The organism is Alteromonas sp. ABV4_515 (assembly GCF_056160345.1).
This window is the reverse complement of record NZ_JBSWWZ010000001.1, coordinates 897539-916643: the sequence shown is the minus strand read 5'-3', so window position 1 is coordinate 916643 and position 19105 is coordinate 897539. Positions and strand designations below refer to the sequence as shown.

Here is a 19105-nt window from a genome sequence, read left to right as displayed (position 1 = left end):
CGGGAATAACTGGCCTGGCGGGCAGTTTTAATTAGGCTTACTCGTTCTTGAATACCGGCAACTGCCAATGCCAACGCATGGCGGCCAGGCGCATTAGCACGGTAACCAAAAGTGCAAACCAAGGGCAGTAGTGCTGATCGAACCCAGCATACAAGAGCGCGGCGTAACTCAGACCACCGGTAATACAAGTGATGGCATAGAGTTCACCATTGAGGACCAGCGGCACTTCACGGCAAATCACATCCCGCAGCAAACCGCCGAATACACCGGTGATGGTGCCCATGGCGATGGCTACCGACATGGGCGCGTCGTTGATCAGTGCTTTCTCCATTCCCACCACGTTAAAGAGTGCCAACCCGAATGCGTCGGCTACCAGTAAATAGTGATAAGGAAAGCGAGGACTAATTCTCAGCCAGGCTATCGTCAACAATGCGGCGCCTAACGTGGTATACAGGTAGTCGGTGTCTTTGATCCAGAAAACCGGTAAATCGAGCATGATATCGCGCAGGGTACCGCCGCCGATAGCGGTCACCGATGCGAGCACCACCACCCCAAAGCCGTCCATCTTTTTCTGATAGGCCATTAATGTGCCGGAAATCGCGCAAACTGCGACGCCCGCCAGATTTAGCCAGTGAAACCAATCTGTCATTGCATTACTCTGTGTTGTTGTTTTATGTACACCCTCATTCAGGCTTAATTTGGGCGTCAGGGCGCAAAATACTTGATTCTGGCGCGGGTTTCATGCTATTTCTTCGCCCTCAAGCAATGTGTGGTCAGCCAGCCACCTGCTACGGCGCATTTTTAATGCTCCGGTAGAAATTCTGAACAATTCTATAACCCAGTCATAAAAAGTCCGCGCTAACGGACTATCCTTTTCTATGTCGGCCAACAGGCGAACCTAGATGAGCGTGTCGTTCTGCGTGCAAGTCAGCACCAACGACAAATCAATTCGCATTTAATACATTTTTTAAGACCAAAACGGGAAAGCATTATGCCCAAGTTACGTTCTGCAACCTCCACCCAGGGAAGAAATATGGCCGGCGCACGCGCGCTGTGGCGTGCAACCGGTATGAAAGATACTGATTTCGGCAAGCCGATTATTGCGATTGCCAACTCCTTCACGCAGTTCGTGCCGGGACACGTGCACTTAAAAGATCTCGGTCAGTTAGTGGCGCGCAGCGTTGAAGAGGCAGGCGGTGTGGCCAAAGAGTTTAACACCATCGCGGTAGATGACGGTATCGCCATGGGTCATAGCGGTATGCTGTACAGCCTGCCGTCACGTGAAATCATCGCCGATTCCGTGGAGTACATGGTAAACGCGCACTGTGCAGACGCCATCGTATGTATCTCTAACTGTGACAAGATCACCCCGGGAATGCTGATGGCCTCTATGCGCCTGAACATTCCGGTAGTATTTGTATCCGGTGGTCCGATGGAAGCCGGTAAAACCAAACTGTCTGACCAACTGATCAAACTTGACCTGGTTGATGCCATGGTTGCCGCTGCCGATGACCGCGTGAGCGATGAAGATACAGACAACATTGAACGTTCTGCCTGCCCCACCTGTGGTTCGTGTTCCGGTATGTTTACCGCCAACTCAATGAACTGCCTGACCGAAGCGCTGGGTCTGTCCCTGCCGGGTAACGGTTCTATGCTGGCGACCCACGCCGATCGCGAAAAGCTGTTCAAAGATGCCGGTAAGCTGGTGGTTGAACTGTGTGAGCGTTACTACAAAAACGATGACGAGTCTGCACTGCCGCGCAATATCGCGTCATTTGAAGCGTTTGAAAATGCTATGAGCCTGGATATCGCCATGGGTGGTTCCACCAATACGATTCTTCATTTACTGGCGGCGGCGATGGAGGGCGAAGTGCCTTTCACCATGGCTGATATCGACCGTCTGTCTCGTAAAGTTCCGCACTTGTGTAAGGTGGCGCCGTCTACGCCTAAGTACCATATGGAAGACGTTCACCGTGCCGGTGGTGTTCTGGGTATTCTGGGCGAGCTAAATAAAGCTGGCCTGCTGAATCAGGACGTACCCCACGTTCTTGGCAAAAAGCTGCCGGACGTGATCAGCGACTGGGATATCACTAACCCTGAAAACAAAGACGCCGATACTTTCTTCCGTGCGGGCCCTGCGGGTATCCGTACTACTCAGGCATTCAGTCAGGATTGTCGCTGGGATGAAGCCGATGCTGACCGCAGTGAAGGCTGTATCCGTGATTTAGAGCATGCCTACAGTAAAGACGGCGGTCTGGCGGTACTTTACGGTAACCTGGCGGTTGATGGTTGTATCGTTAAAACTGCGGGCGTGGATGAATCTATCCTCAAATTCACTGGTTCTGCAAAAATCTACGAAAGCCAGGACGATGCGGTAGCAGGCATTCTGGGTGACGAAGTGAAAGCAGGCGATGTGGTTATCATTCGCTACGAAGGCCCGAAAGGCGGCCCGGGTATGCAGGAAATGCTGTATCCCACGTCTTACCTGAAATCCAAAGGCCTGGGCAAAGCCTGTGCGCTTATCACCGACGGTCGTTTCTCCGGTGGTACCAGCGGTCTGTCTATTGGTCACTGCTCGCCTGAAGCGGCAAGCGGCGGCGGCATTGGTCTGGTGGAAGACGGCGATAAGATTGAGATCGACATTCCTAACCGTACGATCAACATTGTGATTTCCGACGAAGAAATGGCTCATCGTCGCGCGGCGATGGAAGCCAGCGATAAGCCTTGGAAACCGAAGAATCGTGAGCGCAAAGTGTCTCTGTCTTTGAAAAACTTTGCGATGCTGGCAACCAGTGCGGACAAAGGCGCGGTGCGTGATGCGTCTAAATTGGAAGATATATGAGTGTTACCGACCACGAATACCTGAAAAAGGTTCTACTCGCGCCGGTTTATGAAGTTGCCGTCAACAGTGAGTTGTCGGCCATGTCTCGTCTGTCTCAGCTAATCGGTAACGAGGTTTACCTGAAGCGTGAAGATCAGCAGCCGGTGAAGTCATTCAAGCTGCGGGGGGCATATACGCGCCTTAGCGCATTGAGCCAGGAACAATTAAGTGCGGGTGTTATTGCGGCCTCAGCCGGTAACCATGCGCAGGGTCTGGCTTATGGCGCGAAGAAGAAAGGTGTTCATGCCACTATCGTGATGCCTGAAACCACACCGGATATTAAAGTGGATGCGGTGCGTCGTTTCGGTGGCAACTACGCCAATATCGTGTTGCACGGTACCAACTTCGATTCTGCCAGCAAGCATGCACAGGAACTGGCGAAAACCCACGGCTACACGTTTATTCCGCCGTTTGACGATCCGGATGTGATTGCTGGTCAGGGTACGGTTGCCCGGGAACTGCTGGAGCAAAATCCGAATCTGGATATCCTGTTTGTGGCTATCGGCGGTGGCGGTCTGGCGGCAGGTATCGCGGTATACCTCAAGCAACTGAAGCCCGACATCAAAATCATTGGGGTGGAATCGGAAGAATCTGCCTGCTTTAAAGCGGCCATGGAAGCCGGTGAAATCGTAACCTTACCCTCCGTTGGTATTTTTGCCGATGGTGTGGCGGTGAAAACCATGGGCACGGAGACTTTCCGTTTATGTGAGCGCCTGCTTGATGGTGTGATAACGGTAAGTAACGATGAAATCTGTGCGGCCATCAAAGATATCTTCGATGATACCCGTGTGATTGCAGAGCCCGCTGGGGCCATGTCTATTGCAGCCATTAAGAAGTATGTGGCCGAGCACGATATTCGTGGCAAAAAGCTGGGCGGCATTTTGTGCGGTGCGAACATCAATTTCCATACCCTGCGTTATGTGTCTGAGCGCTGTGAGTTGGGCGAGCAGAAAGAAGCGGTGTTTGCGGTGAAAATCCCTGAGCGTCGCGGCGCGTTCAAGCAATTTTGCGAAACCTTGGGCGGCAAGGCAATTACCGAGTTCAACTACCGTTTCGCGAATGAGAAAGATGCACACATCTTTGTGGGTGTGAACCTCAAAGGCGGTATGAAAGAATTCGCTGACCTGAATACGTCACTCACGGCGCAGGGCTACGACTGTTTCGACATGAGCGGTAACGAGCTGGCTAAGCTGCACGTCCGTCACATGGTGGGTGGACGTCCGCCCACACTGCTGAACGAAGCGGTTTTCACCTTTGAATTTCCGGAGCATCCTGGTGCGCTGCTGAAATTCCTGGCGACCCTGGGCGAGCGTTGGAACATTACCTTGTTCCACTATCGTAATCACGGTGCGGCGGAAGGATTGGTACTGGCCGGGTTTGAAATCCCGCCTGAAAGCCGTGCCGAGTTCGATGCCCATGTGGATCAGCTCGACTACGAGTTTAAAGAAGTTACAGAAGATCCCGCTTACAAGTTTTTCTTGTCTTAGCGCTATTCAGAGCCTGCCAGTCGGCAGGCTCTATTGTTTATACGTTTCGACAGCCCTGCATCAAACAAGACACCTTTTCAGCATCCAGTTGCCCATTCGACAGCAGCGAAGAAAAGCAATGTAAGGCAAAGGGCGCCTTACGACCAATATGGCTCTCCTGCATATTTGCTGTTAACGCATTTATTAGTGTTGGCGCATTATTCGGTGTGACACCGCCCCCTATTATCAGCTCAACCTGATTTTCAGCGTGCTGTAAAAAATGTTGGAGTCGTTCAATACCATCCACGGCCCCTTTGCCTGAGCCCCAGTCTGTCCCTGACGACAGCACTCTATCAATACCAAGTGTAAGCACCTGCGACAGCGCTTCTGAAGGAAAAGAAGTGGCGTCGAAAGCGCGATGGAATGTGGTTTTCAGGTTCAGCGAACGAGCGGCTTCGACAAGTGTGCGATTTGCCTGCATATCCAGTGCGCCAGTATTATCAAGCACACCAAATACTACACCATCGGCGCCACAACCTGCTGCCATTGACATGGACGATACCATTTCAGCCAGTTCCTCAGCGGTGTAACTGAAACTCCGATCATGCGGGCGAACCATCACTAATAGTTCGCCATGGGGAAAGGCATCTCTGGCAGCGTTAATAGTTGCCAACGACGGCGTTAATCCCTGACGGTCCATATCAGCGCAAAGCTCAACGCGATGAACGCCAAGTGCTGTAGCAAGCTTTAGGTTTGCTACCAGGAAAGGTGAGTCAGCGTCAGCGCACAGTTCAATGTCTGTCATTGTGATACCTTCGATTCACCCTTTAATGATGGTAGATAGGTTGCTGCAACAGGCTTATCCTTAAAGCAAACTTTTACCGTCGATTAACTGTGTGCCTGATTTGTCCTGCACCGCATAGTTAAACCCTGGCTGAATGCAGTGAGCACCGTATTCGCCATTTTTATTCAGCGCCAGGAAACCAACCTGAAAAGCTTTGAAATCGCCTAACTTACGGGCGATGCGTTGAACGGCTTCTTCACAAGCCTCAGCCGGTGCTGCGCCCTGACGCATGAGTTCAACCACAAGGTGACAACCTACGGTTTTAATCACCAGTTCGCCCATGCCAGTTGCGGTTGCGGCACCCACTTCGTTGTCGACATAAAGACCAGAACCGATAATCGGAGAGTCGCCTACTCGCCCCTGCATTTTGTAAGCCGCACCAGACGTGGTGCAAGCACCAGAAAGATTGCCCTGACTGTCCAGCGCAAGCATGCCGATGGTGTCATGATTTTCGATGTTGATCTGTTTGATTTCTCGGGTTTTCAACCACTGTTGCCAGTCTGCTTTTGAAGCGTCGGTAAGCAGGTTTTCTTCAACAAAACCCTGTTCGAGGGCGAATTTCTTTGCGCCTTCACCCACCAGCATCACGTGAGGCGTTTTATCCATTACCAGACGTGCGACAGAAATAGGATGTTTGATGTTTTGCAGGAAAGCCACAGAGCCACAATTCATGTTTTCATCCATGATGCAGGCATCAAGCGTCACGTTGCCATCACGATCAGGATAACCCCCAAAACCAACGGTTCTGACTTCCGGATCTGCTTCCGGCACTCTTACACCTTGTTCAACGGCGTCAATGGCCCGACCACCCTCTTCGAGTACCTGCCAGGCTGCCGCATTGGCGGGGATGCCATGTTCCCATGTGGAGATAACAATGGGTTTTCTTTGCACTGGCGGCTTTTTTGCGAAAGCACGGGTTGCCAGGCCTACCGCCCCTGTTAATGTAGAAAGCTGTAGAAAGCGGCGTCGTGAAGTCATGGTCTTTCCTTGTTGTTTTGGTATTTATTATTGTTGAGCGGCTTGCCTCGCAAACATAATTGCGCCTTCCTGTGGAGAAGCCTTTGCCGCGTATATTGTTGATTGGGTTTCAGCCGACATAAATGGCAACAATGCGTTCGCAACGCTGCCAATTAACGTTACTCTGGGAGCGCCAAAGTCAGTGAGCTTTTCGATCACGGATTCTGCAAACTGGGTTGCCTGGCGTAACAGGTTTTGTGCAACTTCGTCGTTTTGCGAGGCTGCCTCGAATACGGCTGGTGCGTACTGGCCAAACGTGGTGGCGTTAGCGTTCACGGTATGTTGTGCAAGCACGGTTTTGTTTTCACCCGCAAGTAGCAGGTTCTGAAGTATTGTTTGGGGCGCTAACTGATCTTCTGCCAGAAGCACAGCTTTTACTGCTTCTAGTCCAAGCCACGAACCACTGCCATTTGCATTAATGGGAAATCCCATTCCACCAATAGCGAGTCGCTGCTGACCACAAACGGCAAGAGCACTAAACCCGGTTCCGAGTATGAGTACGCCACCATCGTGGCCAAGATGTGCGCCAAGTACTGCGGCATGAAGGTCGGTAGTGAGTGCCAGAGATTTAAATGGATGGTCCCAATTCATCATAACTTGCTGCATAGCACCAAGATGCAGGCCGGCGAGGCCAGCGCCAACAGTAATTTCGCCCACGCATTCTCTGCTGAGGCAGGCATTATCCAGCGCCTGAAAGCATGCTTCAAGGATTGAATTCTGAGACTGGCTTACGCCATTAACCGGATTCGCTGGACCGCCTATCCCTTGGCTTATTGTACGTCCATTTTCATCTTGCAATATTGCCTTACAAGATGTGCCACCGCCATCAATCCCTATAAACACTTATTTCCCCACTGCTTTACGCAGTTGCTTAGCATCAAACACTTGAATAGCATCCAGGACTGGGCCTGATGTGCCTTGGGTTCCACCGATCAGATAGACTGAGTCGTTAAAGGTGACTGCGCTGCTGTGTCGCACGCCGGTAATTTCAAGTTCACTATGATGCCACTGCTCGGCTTTGAAATCGTAGGTCCATACTGCGTCCAAATCGTCATAGTTACCGAAAACGATCAGGTAATCACGCCAAACGGTAGCGCTATGTGCACTGATTTTTTCGGGTAGCGGCGGCATCGACTGCCATTTACCCGTAGCAGGGTCGAATTGTTCAAAAACATCTTGCGACTCACCGCTTGCATAACCACCAATGGCGTAAATTTTTCCATCATACGTTACCGTGGTGGTTTCCTTTTCGGTAGGCATAGGCGGCCCCAGTGACCAAACACCCGTTTGGGTGTCGAAAATCGCCATTATCCCAGTGGTTTTGTGTTTGCGGGTATCCCAGTCAAGGTGTGAGCCGCCCAGAACATAAATCTTCCCGTTCAGATAGACTGCTGAATTCATCCGCGTTGGGTAAGGTAGCGGGGTTGCTTCGACGACCTTGCGGGTAACGGTATTAAAAATCTCGACTCTGCCTTCGTAGCGCACTTTTTTGCCATCTTGCGCAATGCCACCAATGAGATAGACGTTTTCACTATCATCATAAACGGCAGAAAAATAGCGGCGAGGAATAATATGATTTTTCAGTACTTGGATATTTTTGGTTGTGGGATCAATAATTTCAACATCACCCAGAAATCCAGCCTTGTAGCTGCCACCAAAAACGAATATCCGTTTATCGTCGGTGGCGGATTTAGCGCCCAATCGAGGCGTTTCCAGCTTAAAGGTATTCCCCTTTTGAAATTTGCTGATATCTGGAATTGATGAACAGGCAGCAATTAACACTAAGCCTACCAGCAAGGTAAGTAATCGGATTGTCCTGACGTACATAACGTTCCTGTTTTTCTGTCGTTTATTATAATTATTGGTTTTGAATTTCGACGCTTTGTAGATGCTGGGTGATTTCCGGCCACACCAGTGTCAATACGTCCTGTCTAAGCGCGTCACTTTCTTCTGAGTATTTCAAACTTCCATCTTCAGAGGAGTCGAGCCAATGGTTTTCCCGCAATGCGGAAATGAAAGACGAAAGCACGTTCTTATCGTAAAACTCAGGCGAATTCATACCGTAAAGCGTCGACAGACGCTCTGCAACCTGTCTGCTACAACGTTCCAGACTGTTGCGACTAATTACCCGTTCGCGTTCGATGATCGTCAGTACGACGGCATAACGCTGGAAAGTTTCCTGCATGCAACGACTTAACAACCAGGCTGGATGGAACGCGCGATCGGAAGAGGTGGGTGGGTGCAGCAGACCCTGCTCCATCTCGATAACCATACCCTGTTCGATAAACGCAGTGATTAACTTATCGGTGTATGCCAGCGCTTCATCCTGTGTCATATAGATGAAAAGCTCTCGCTGAAGTAGCGGATACAGTGCCGCCATTAAGCGCAGGATTTCATGACGATGAATACCTGGGCGGGCGAAAACCGAGGACATGATAATGCCGGGCAGTGCAAATAAGTGCAGTATGTTGTTGCGGTAATACGTGAGAAAGACCGCAGAATCTTCCTGCGGCGCGATCATCGTACCGAAGCCGTCCTGACTGATATCAAACCGCTTAAGTGCCAACGTTTCTTCCAGCATCTTACGGGCACTAATATCTGGAATGGTGGCATCGTCGCTAAAGGGGGCGCTACGCAGCAGCGACAGATAGCTATCCATGGCACGAACCAGCTCTTTTTCAGACATAGTGCGCGTCTTGGAGGATAACAGGCACAATGAAATCAATGCCATACCATTGATTGCTGCATTGCTATTAATGCGTAGCATGACTTCATGGGCTAAATCATTAACCAGCGGGGTGAGCCAGCCTGGCTTTTTCTCAGGATCAGCAGGCAATGTTTCACGCCAGTCAGGCACGCCTTGTTCGAGAAACTGATTCAGGTGAATGGGCTCGCCAAAATTAACATAGCCATGGCCGTAGTTTTTAAGCTTACGGATAGCAGAAAAAACCTGCAGGTTAGATTCTTTCTTCTTGCCACTGCCTTTCAGTTCGCTCAGGTAGCTTTTCACTTCCATCACGTTTTCATAGCCAATGTACACAGGCACAATGCTTACCGGGCGCTGAACACCTTTCAGAATCGCTTGCATGGTCATGGCGAGCATGCCCGTTTTGGGTGGGATCAAACGGCCTGTACGGCTTCGCCCGCCCTCAGGGTAATATTTTACTGAATAGCCTTTATTAAACAGCAACTCCAGGTATTCACGGAAAACGGCTGTGTACAGTTTGTTTCCGGCAAAACTGCGACGCAGGAAGAACGCACCGCTACGACGGAAAATAGGTCCGGCGGGCCAGAAGTTCAGATTAATACCCGCGGCGATATGGGGTGTCACCATGCCTTCGTGATAAATCACATAGGTAAGCAGCATGTAATCCATATGGCTGCGGTGGCAAGGCACGTAAATAATTTCATGACCATTGGCTGCCAGTTCGCGAATACGCTCACTGTGACCAACACTGATACCGTTGTAAATTTTGTTCCAGATACGGGTGAGGATACGATCACCAAAGCGGATCAAGCCTTCCCGGTAGTCTGCGGCAATCTCGTCGACATATTCTTTCGCCGTAATCCGCGGATCTTTCTTCTTTGCCTTTTTGCCGCCTTTTTCTTCGCCCATGGCACGCTTCACAGACTCAGAGCCAAGAATGGCGTTATACAGTTCCTGTCGTTCCAATAGCGTTGGACCTGTCATAGATTGGCGCTTACGATGAAAGTGAGTACTTGCTACCCGAACGAGTTTGTGAGCGATAGAATCGTCGGTACCGTGCTGTTCTGACATTTCACGTGCAGATACAGCTTTGCTGAAATTGATAAAATTATCGCGACCTAAAAACATCACGATAAAGAATTTACGCAGCCAACTGGGTGAAGCGTGGTGCGCGATGAGGTCGCCTAAGCCCGGCTTTCCTTTACCTGGCGCACGGCCCCAGGACACAAATACTGGCACAACCTGCACATCAACATCGTCGTGATCGCGGTGCAAATGGAACAAGCTAGAGAAGATGCTTTCTACATCTGTGTGGCTACTGCGGCCAATAAGCGGTTCGGTTTTGCGCAGAAATACGCTACCCGGATAAGATTTCCCTGCAAGCTCAATTTGTTCGGTAGGGCTGGGTAAGCCTAACCGTTGCGTAGACATTTTTAACGCCAACTGATCGGTAACCGAATTTGTTGGCAATAAATAAATGATTGGCTTGGATCTATCAATACCGAGTTCAGACTCGACATTGGCCGGAATGTTGTGGTCTTTGACCAACAGTTTAACGGGATAATGAAACACCGATAAAAGCGTTCTGCGCATCCACGACATGAAATTGGGATCCTGTATTAAGAAAACGGGCGCAGTCTACCACAATTTCACTGCAAACCAGATGACATCAGATGGGAATTCCATCATAGGGATACTTTTACGCTACGTCACCTCTGGCGCGCTGATTTATGCTGAATTTTCCTCGCCACCCAGCCTCCACACGTGGCGATGATGCCCGTTGCTGTGGTACCCCAAATCCAGTCGACGAAGGTCATGGTGAGTGGCCAGTCGTCAATAATGGAGTAGCAGGTTAGATTATAGGTGCCATAAGCCGCTGCCCCGAGTGCAAAGCCAGCAAGTGATTGTGATAACAGGTTTTGTGCAGCATAAGGACGTATTGTTAAATACACCACAGCGGCGCAATAAAGTAGATAGAATGCAAGCCATGGCCACGTGATGAACTGTTCGCGCAATAGCGTGTCGAAGGCCGACTGATAAAGGGGCATAGCAATAACGCCCAGCCACACACCATCGAGGCAAGCGAAAGCAATGAGCACGGCGATGTAGGCTCCAATAAGGGCTTTAACGGAATAGTTCATAAAATGATAAACGGCATAGCCGGATGAAAAGTTCACTGTGAATACTTATCAGGAACTTTCACATTAATGAGCCATACTTACAATATCTACCCTGTGGCGTTGATAGTCAGTCTGACCGTTAACCCGACAACAATAGGACAGGCGCGGGGATACAATGAAAATAAAATTATTCGAATTTGGTGACTTGTTCTGGGTGCCAGAATTTTATCACGCGTTTCTGCGCCGCTTCATGGGTGCACTGTATAAGGTATTTGGCTATCACAAAATGTGGCTGCCAGAACTGAATGCTTTTATTGATAAAGCCGGTGGTACCGTGCTCGATCCGTGCGCTGGAAGTGGTTTCGTTAACGAACTTCTGATCCGCGAGATGGGCAAAAAAGACATCCGTTTTAATCTTTCTGACTTCATGATCGATAAAAACCCGGAATTTCGCGAACGCATTAATCGCTTAGGTGATGATCGCATTCATTACCTTGAGCAACCCATCGATGTGCTCAAAGACAATCCGGATTTTCGCTGCCCGAAAATATTTATTAATTCCTTTCACCATTTCGACCACGAACAAGTGAGTCAGATTTTTAAACTGAATCTCCCTCACGGCGACGATGTGCTGGTGTTGGAGTACTGCGATAATTCATTTATGGCCTATGTGTCTATGCTGCTCGGGCCGCTAGTGGCGATGATCATGCTGCCGTTTATTACCGAACGTCGCCTGTTGTTAGTAACGGCCATATTCACTTACCTCATTCCCATTGTGCCGCTGATGTTGCTGTGGGATGGCATTGTGTCGAGCATGCGATGTTATTCAAATCGGGAATTGAAGCAGGTGTTAGCCAGCGCCGGATTTGAAAACGTGAAGGTAACCACCACGTTCCGTCGAAACTTGCTGTATCCCGCTGGTGTAACGGCTCATCATGTTGAAGCGCCTAAGGCTGAATAAGCGGCTTTAGCTGCTGATAAAGGCTGTCATTGGGGTATGTATTACCCAGCGCGACGGCAGCCTTTTTCAGCATGGCAGTGTTCTTACTCATATAAGCGTATTTTGCCCAGGTAGACAGTAAATCATAATCGGCAGGCCAGCGCGCTGCGGCATTTGCCAATACCTCAACAGCTTCATTCTGACGCTGTAATTGCCAGAGTGACACCCCATACACAAACGCAAATCGCGGAATCGCATCATCGGCCTGATAGGCCAGCTCAAGGTGCAGTGCGGCTTCGTCGTATTGCTTTTCACGCACTAGCATGAGTCCGTAGGCAAATTGCACGGCACCTGAATCTGGCGCTGTCGCAAGTGCGGCTTTCAACTCGCGTTTCTCTCCCCGAGCATTCCCCATTTCCTTTAGAAAATCGGCAAATGCCATGCGTGCTGACAAGAAAGCCGGGTCGATGGTCAGTGCACGCTCATAAAATTGCTTCGCAGCCACAATGTCATTTCGGCGTCGGGCAAGTTGAGCGAGTCCTACATTCGAACCGGGATGGTCTGCCGATTGTTGCAACCATTTTGCGTATTCGTCTAATAATGGCGCGATGGTCGCTTCCGGTAAAATATGGTCTACCGGTGCGTTTAAAAGCGCCGCTGCAACTTCACTACGAACGGAGGCAGCCTCGTCATTCATGAGTTGCTTGGCTATTTTAGCTTGCTGTTGTGGCGGTAAAGCGCGCGCTGCACGGGCTGCACCACGACGACGAATGGTTGAATCTGACTGAGTAGCACGCCAAATCAATTCAGCTGCCTCTGCGGGTGACTGTGTCACCAATTTTTCAGTGAGTGCAACAGCCAGCAGATCCGGCAGGTTTACCGTTTCATCTGCAAGGAAGCGGCTTGAATCTGCGATCGCATCGGCGTTCCAGGTGAGCATCGCCTGATTGAATGCCGCCCATTGCCCTAACGTGTCAGCAGATGCACCTTCCCGCCTTGGCCAGTGCATGATGGCGTCTTTGAACCAGCTTTCAGATTTGTCTTCATGACAACTCTGGCAAGGACTCATGCTATTTGCGTTCAGTGCTGACGGGCGATGAAAACGGTGATCTCGTCTGTCGTCCACGCCCATGTAAGTGCGGGCGGGCATATGGCAGTCGAGGCAGTTTGCATCTTTATGTCCATTGGTATGTTCCGGTGCGGCAAACACATCCGCTCGGTGGCAGGTGGCACATATCTGTTCGCCGGGAAGCTTTGTTTTACCTGAGTGTGGGTCATGACAATTGGTACAGGTGACCCCAGCCTGTGCCATTTTGCTTTGCAGGAATGAACCCAGTACAAACACTTCATCACGAATTTGTCCGTCGCTGAAGTACAGTGGTTCGTTTACACCATCGAGTTGAAACTGCTGATGATACGGTTGGGTTAAATCTGGCTCTCCCAGTTCAGCCCGGCGGCTGTGGCATCCGCCACACGTGTCGGTAGCCAGTGCCAGTGGTGAAGCGGGAGAAGACTGCGGGCGGGCAATAGGATCATTGCCGGAAAAATGAAACGCAATGGCTTTGCCTAGAGATTTCAGGCCGGTCTTGCTTGCTGAAATCTTGTTGATTTTAGCCAGTTTAACGTGCTCTGAGCCAGGGCCATGACAGCTCTCACAGGCCACGTTGACGTCGGAATACTTGGTATTGAAGGCATTATTAACTGGATCGTAATGCTTCTCCAGGTTGGTAGAGTGGCAAGAGGCACAGCGACTGTTCCAGTTTTGGTAGTAGCCAGTCCAGAAGAATGGATGTTCCGGGTCGGTTACGCTGTCATCTTGTAACTGATACCATCGTTGTCCACCTTCGCCCAGCGGCCTACTGTCCCAGGCTACGTCGAAGGCCTGCAATCTGCCGCCATCGGTACGCAAAAGATATTGCTGCAGAGGGTTATAGCCAAAAGTGTAAGCTACTTCAAAGGTTTGCGGCTTGCCATTATTCCCTAAGGTTTCGACCAGGTACCTACCATCGCGGATGAAAAAGCGTGAGGTGCGTTTGCCGGCCGTGAAACTGGCTTCATTAAAGTCGCCAAGTACAGACTTTTCATTCGCAGGCAGCATGCTGTGATAGTGATCAGATTGTTGCCAGTCAGCAATTTGCTCTGCATGACAATCGGCGCACACGCTAGCCCCCACATAACCTTCGTCGGCATGGGCGGCAGTGCGCATCACGAGCAAAAAAAGCAGGGCTGTCAGACAGCCCTTATTCAGTAAATACAAAAGTCAGGGTCCGGTTTACTTACAAAGTCGCGAGCCTTTTTGACACTTATCCAACTGGTTTTCAACTGGTTTAATGCTCGCCGCGTGGTCTTCACGCAGTTTGGTGAGTCTCGCAATGACTTCTGGATGACTTTGTGCGATATCATATTTCTCTGAAGGATCAGCATTCAAGTCAAATAACAGCGGACTTGCCAGCACTTCACCAGGGTTGCCGCCGTAGCCTTCTTTAAGAATAAAGTGCGCTTTATAGCGGCCTTCCCGCACAGCAAAAACCTTTGCGCCGCGATAGTAGAAATAGACGTCACGGGCGCTGTCTTCACCATTCAGCAACGTGGATTTTACTGAATAGCCGTCGGTGTCAGCGGGTATTTCTCCACCTGCAAGATCAACCAGAGTGGGCAGTAAATCTATGGTGGAGCCGATATCGTGACGGATGCCGGATTTAATGTGTCCCGGCCACCAGAAAATACCGGGTACGCGCATGCCGCCCTCAAACACATCAGACTTTCCGCCGCGCAACAATCCGGCACTGCCGCCTAATGTTTCAAACCAGGTCCAAGGTCCATTATCGGAACTGAAAATTACCAGGGTGTTTTCATCGATGCCTTCATCTTTTAGTGTTTGCAGAATTTCACCTACCGACCAGTCGAGCTCTTCAATCACATCGCCATACAGGCCTTGCGTGCTTCGACCTTCAAATTCTTTCGAAGCGAACAGCGGTACATGAGGCATAGCGTGGGCGATATACAGGAAGAACGGATTTTCTTTATGGGATTTAATGTAGTTCTTTGCCCGGGTGGTGTAGGTTTTCGTGATCTCATGCTGATTCGGTGCACGCTCGATAATTTCTTCCCCCTGCATGAGTGGCACACGAAAATACTCGGATTTCGGGTTGGTCCACTGCTTACCCTTGTTCCAGGTTTTTACACTCCAGTCTGGGCCGTTAAGCTTTTGAATTTTTTCAAAATCCTGATCCATGTCGTTGGAATAAGGAATGCCGAACCAGCTGTCGAAGCCGTGGTTCTCTGGCAAGAATTCAGGGAGGTGGCCAATGTGCCATTTCCCAATCATGGCGGTGTCGTACCCTTGTGCTTTTAGCGCTTCTGGAATGGTAGTGGCGGACGTCGGCATACCGCCTAGCGAGTCTTCACGGAAAACCTGACGCATTGGCGTGGAAGAAGCCAGGCCAGCCCGGACCGGGTATTGGCCTAGCATCAAACCCGCACGACTGGGCGAGCACACGGGCGCGGCTACGTAAAAGTTCGTCCACTTTTGCCCTTCCGCCGCCATCGAATCCAGATTCGGGGTTTTTAGCGTAGGATGACCATTGTTGCTCATATCGCCATATCCCATATCATCAGCAAAAATAATGATTACGTTGGGTTTCTCGGCGTTGTCTTCGGCAGCGAGTGTTGGGGAAGACATTATCCCGGCAATACACAGCAAGCTGCCAAGCAGCGCGGCCAGGGGTAATTTAGTCATGATGGTATTGCTCCACTTTGCTTTCCTGATAGCCGTAACGCACGGCTTTTGCTTCAATAAAACTATTAGGTAACACCGGCACAGGGCCAGTATAGAGTTGCCAGTTATCACCGGCGGCAAGACGATAGGTGATAGAGGCATTGTCACTTTCGGATCTCATGCTTACGCACATCTGTCCGTTGCAGTCGGTAATGGAAAAAGTAGGACTGGCGGTAACCGGTTGGTTATAGCCCGGCCACATGTCGGCGACCATATCCAGCTCGGGCTGTTTACTGCGGTCGTGTACGCGCTTCTCCCAGTCAGCCAGTTCTTTCTTCATTGCGATAAGCTGTTCCCGGTAGGCGGGAACGACTGCAAGATTGCGAATTTCCCAGGGGTCGTTTTGCGTGTCGTACAGTTCGTCCACCGGTCGGGGGGCGGTGAAGTAGTAATTCTGAACGGAATCTAAGGTGGCACCGGTGTGTGCCTGCCACCAACTGATCATGACCGGAAACATGTCACGGAACGTCAGCGGTCGAAAATAAGGGATGTCCGGCATGTCGTTGCGGATGTATTTAAAGCGTTCATCCCGCACTGCTCGCACTTTGTCCGGCACCATATCCATGCGATCTCGGGCGCCGAAAATAAACTCCCGGGTTGCGGAGGAAAACATATCCAGGCCTTGCAAAAAATCAGGTTGTTCAGCGCCGGCCAAAGCCAGAATAGTGGGCGCGAAATCTACCATCGAGACCAGTTTGTTGCTGGTTATTCCCGCCTGACGGCCGTCTGGAAATCGCACAATCAAAGGGATATGAAGGCCGGTATCGTACACAGAGCGTTTTGCCCGAGGTAACGCATCGCCGTGATCCGTTGTCCAGATCACAATGGTATTGTCTGCAAGTCCGTCCCGTTCCAGCGCCTGCAGGATTTCTTTTACCTGCCCGTCCATATAATGAATATTGTCGTAATGCTGGGCAATGGAGCGGCGTACCATGGGCGTGTCGGGATAATAGGGCGGCACTTCCACATCAGCAGGATTAGTAACGGCTTCGACTCGGGCTAAGTCTTTTTTTATGAGTTCGGTAAAACCTTTGAATTTGGTTGCGGGTTTACCGTCTTCCGTTAGCAGATGGCCCTCATGCGTCGACATCAGGTTTACCATGGCAAAGAAGGGTTTTTCGCCAGAGAGTTCGTTCCATAAATCGGCTTTCAACGGGGAAAAGTAATTACCGATGTCCTCATCCCAAATCGTCGATGGGGTGCCGAACTGGTAATCCTTTTTGGCGAAATTCACCGTTTCGTAACCCGCGCGACGTAACAGTTCCGGAAAGGCTTTCATGGCGGCCGGGGTGACTGTTTCGTAACCGGTGCTGCCATTGGGCAGCAGCAACTGCGACGTACGCATTTGGTGAGTGCCCATGGAAATCGGGTACATGCCGGATATCAGCGCAGAGCGGTTTGGTGCACAGACCCCAGCAGCGGCATAAACGTTGGTAAAGCGAATGCCTTGCTCAGCAAGGGCATCAATAGTGGGCGTATCAGCCACTGCATCACCGAAAGCACCGACGCGGGGGCTCAGGTCTTCGGCAACAATGAGCAAGATGTTAGGCTGCTTTCCCCAAGCGGTCAGGGAAAAACCAGTAACAACAGTGAAAAGCATCCAACGAAACATTCGCATTACCCAACTCCTTAGTGACCTGAACTGCCGTTTGCTTCCATCCACGGAAAGTACATTTCACCTTTGCGCTGCATCTCCAGCTTCATTGGTGTATCCGGGAACAGGCCCATGTACATGTCTTTACGATTCGGTTCTACCAGCCACCAGTCTGGGAATGGCGCTGCCTTCAGACCATCTTTCTTGCGCAGATTCATGCCTTCGGCCAGTCGTGCGTTGAAGGGCACAGATGGTTTACTGCCGTTGGCAGGATTCAGGGATGCATACAGTGCTTTACGTAATGGCAGTAGCTCTTTTGCATACTGCGGATCGCGGATCAGGTTGTGCATTTCTTCAGGGTCTTTCTCCAGGTCGTAAAGTTCTTCGATATCCCATACGCCGTGGTATTGAATGTACTTGAGGTTGTCGCGGCGGATGGCAAACGTGGTTGGAGTCATCGGGAACGACCACTCCCAGTAGTATTCGTAAACGAAATCAGGTGATTCCCATTTATCCTGGGCGACTTTTCCTGAAGCAACAGGCAGGAAGCTTTTACCTTCAAACTGCGCAGGCTGTTTTGCGCCGGCCAGTTCAAGGAAGGTGGGCGCCATATCCAGATTACGCACCAGTGCTTCGTTGGTTTCGCCCTGTGGCAGCAGACCTGGCGCACTGATCACCAGTGGAACACGCACAGAACCCTCATAAGCATTGCGCTTGTCGATAAGGCCGTGATCACCAATCAGGAAGCCATTATCCGAATAAAACACGACCATGGTATTATCGTATAAATCGTTTTCTTTCAGGTAGGCAAGCACTTCGCCCAAGCTGTCATCCACCGCTGAGAGCGTGGCATAATACTGCTTGAGGTATGCTTCCATGGTGCGGTCACTGGCGTAGAAGAAATCGGTACCGTGCCAGCTGTTGCGCTGGTTATGAACCCACATCGGCTTGTTCTTCGCGGCTTCTTCCGTCACTACAGCTGAGTCCGGCAACTTAAAGTCGACATCGTCGTACTGACCTTCATGGCGCTTAGCTGGCGTGGCGTCAGAGTGAACGGCTTTGTGGCTCAAGTAAAGGAAGAATGGCTGGGAATCGCCCACGTCATTTTTCAGCCAGTCCAGCGCGTAATCAGTGAGTTCGTCGGTAATGTAGCCTTTCTGATCTACATGCTTACCATCAATATTCAGCTGATTGATCTTGCCCTTTTCAAGCATAGGTTTTGGAATGCCATCTGTCGGGTAATAAGCTCCCTGGCCAGGAAAACTCACCCACTTGTCAAAACCATCGCGAGGCATATCTGAATGGCTGCCCATGTGCCATTTACCAAAAAATCCGGTCTTGTAGCCGGCCTGCTGCAGGTATTTGGGGAAAAACGTTAGGCCTTCCTCGCTGGAGTTATTGTTATCCACGATCTTGTGATTACGGGCAGTCATGCCGGTAAGAATGGTGGCCCGGCTGGGGGAACAGAGTGATGAAGTGACCACTGCGTTGGGGAAATACACGCCGGTATCGGCCAGTTTATCGATGTTCGGGGTTTGTAGTTCTTCCTGCAAGAACCCCATACCGTCGTAGCGTAGGTCGTCCATCAGCACAAAAATCACATTGCGCTGTGTGTCTGACGCTTGCACGTTTAGTGACGTGCCGAGTACAAGAACACTGGCCAGCGTCATTAATCGTTTTGAGAGGTGAAGTTTCATGAAATCTCTTCCGGTTAAAGTAAAAAAGCGGCGGACACAGGAGATTGCACTGCCCCGGGCC

Annotated in this window: 14 protein-coding genes; 3 read left to right on the top strand and 11 right to left on the bottom strand. The window is 50.6% G+C overall.

Annotation, left to right across the window (positions count from 1 at the left end; translation table 11 throughout):
- Positions 1–37: 37 nt before the first annotated feature.
- Positions 38–649, bottom strand: coding sequence for a trimeric intracellular cation channel family protein (locus ACXAGX_RS03905; RefSeq protein ID WP_070124450.1), 612 nt, complete (start codon positions 647–649; stop codon positions 38–40).
- A 342-nt stretch (positions 650–991) separates the two neighbouring features.
- Here ACXAGX_RS03905 and ilvD point away from each other — a divergent pair, with 342 nt between their 5' ends.
- Both ilvD and ilvA read left to right on the top strand, forming a co-directional pair.
- Entirely contained in the window at positions 992–2842 is a 1851-nt protein-coding gene (gene ilvD / locus ACXAGX_RS03900; protein WP_474836683.1) for a dihydroxy-acid dehydratase, read from the top strand.
- Positions 2839–4368, top strand: coding sequence for a threonine ammonia-lyase, biosynthetic (gene ilvA / locus ACXAGX_RS03895; RefSeq protein WP_070124453.1), 1530 nt, complete (start codon positions 2839–2841; stop codon positions 4366–4368). Before ilvD ends, ilvA begins: the two co-directional genes overlap by 4 nt.
- A 37-nt stretch (positions 4369–4405) precedes the next feature.
- Here the strand turns inward: ilvA and ACXAGX_RS03890 are convergent, their stop codons facing one another.
- The 6 genes from ACXAGX_RS03890 to ACXAGX_RS03865 form a co-directional block, all read right to left on the bottom strand.
- The gene (locus ACXAGX_RS03890; RefSeq protein WP_474836681.1) at positions 4406–5152 is read right to left on the bottom strand and encodes a copper homeostasis protein CutC; all 747 of its coding nucleotides are present in this window, start codon (positions 5150–5152) and stop codon (positions 4406–4408) included.
- A 60-nt stretch (positions 5153–5212) separates the two neighbouring features.
- Positions 5213–6169 (bottom strand): glycosylasparaginase, encoded by a 957-nt coding sequence (locus ACXAGX_RS03885; RefSeq protein ID WP_474836679.1) that lies wholly within the window; start codon positions 6167–6169, stop codon positions 5213–5215.
- A gap of 27 nt (positions 6170–6196) precedes the next feature.
- On the bottom strand, positions 6197–7051 hold the full coding sequence (locus tag ACXAGX_RS03880) for a glucosamine kinase nucleotide-binding domain-containing protein (protein WP_474836677.1): 855 nt from the start codon (positions 7049–7051) through the stop codon (positions 6197–6199).
- A complete protein-coding gene (locus ACXAGX_RS03875; RefSeq protein WP_474836675.1) occupies positions 7052–8035 on the bottom strand; it encodes a Kelch repeat-containing protein in 984 nt (327 codons plus the stop codon).
- A 31-nt stretch (positions 8036–8066) separates the two neighbouring features.
- Positions 8067–10517 (bottom strand): glycerol-3-phosphate 1-O-acyltransferase PlsB, encoded by a 2451-nt coding sequence (gene plsB / locus ACXAGX_RS03870; RefSeq protein ID WP_474836672.1) that lies wholly within the window; start codon positions 10515–10517, stop codon positions 8067–8069.
- Positions 10518–10624: 107 nt separating this feature from the next.
- A complete protein-coding gene (locus tag ACXAGX_RS03865; protein ID WP_474836670.1) occupies positions 10625–11092 on the bottom strand; it encodes a DUF2177 family protein in 468 nt (155 codons plus the stop codon).
- 118 nt (positions 11093–11210) lie between these two features.
- Here ACXAGX_RS03865 and ACXAGX_RS03860 point away from each other — a divergent pair, with 118 nt between their 5' ends.
- Entirely contained in the window at positions 11211–11996 is a 786-nt protein-coding gene (locus ACXAGX_RS03860; protein ID WP_474836668.1) for a hypothetical protein, read from the top strand.
- Here ACXAGX_RS03860 and ACXAGX_RS03855 read toward each other — a convergent pair.
- Genes ACXAGX_RS03855 through ACXAGX_RS03840 form a run of 4 tightly spaced genes read right to left on the bottom strand, consistent with a single transcriptional unit; the run spans position 11983 to position 19044 of the window.
- Entirely contained in the window at positions 11983–14232 is a 2250-nt protein-coding gene (locus ACXAGX_RS03855) for an ammonia-forming cytochrome c nitrite reductase subunit c552 (RefSeq protein WP_474836666.1), read from the bottom strand. The two genes, ACXAGX_RS03860 and ACXAGX_RS03855, sit on opposite strands and share 14 nt — an antisense overlap.
- A gap of 15 nt (positions 14233–14247) precedes the next feature.
- On the bottom strand, positions 14248–15714 hold the full coding sequence (locus ACXAGX_RS03850; RefSeq protein ID WP_474836664.1) for a sulfatase family protein: 1467 nt from the start codon (positions 15712–15714) through the stop codon (positions 14248–14250).
- Entirely contained in the window at positions 15707–17371 is a 1665-nt protein-coding gene (locus ACXAGX_RS03845; RefSeq protein ID WP_474836662.1) for a sulfatase family protein, read from the bottom strand. The genes ACXAGX_RS03850 and ACXAGX_RS03845 overlap by 8 nt, the downstream gene beginning before the upstream one ends.
- Positions 17372–17382: 11 nt before the next feature.
- Entirely contained in the window at positions 17383–19044 is a 1662-nt protein-coding gene (locus tag ACXAGX_RS03840; RefSeq protein WP_474818634.1) for a sulfatase family protein, read from the bottom strand.
- Positions 19045–19105: the final 61 nt, after the last annotated feature.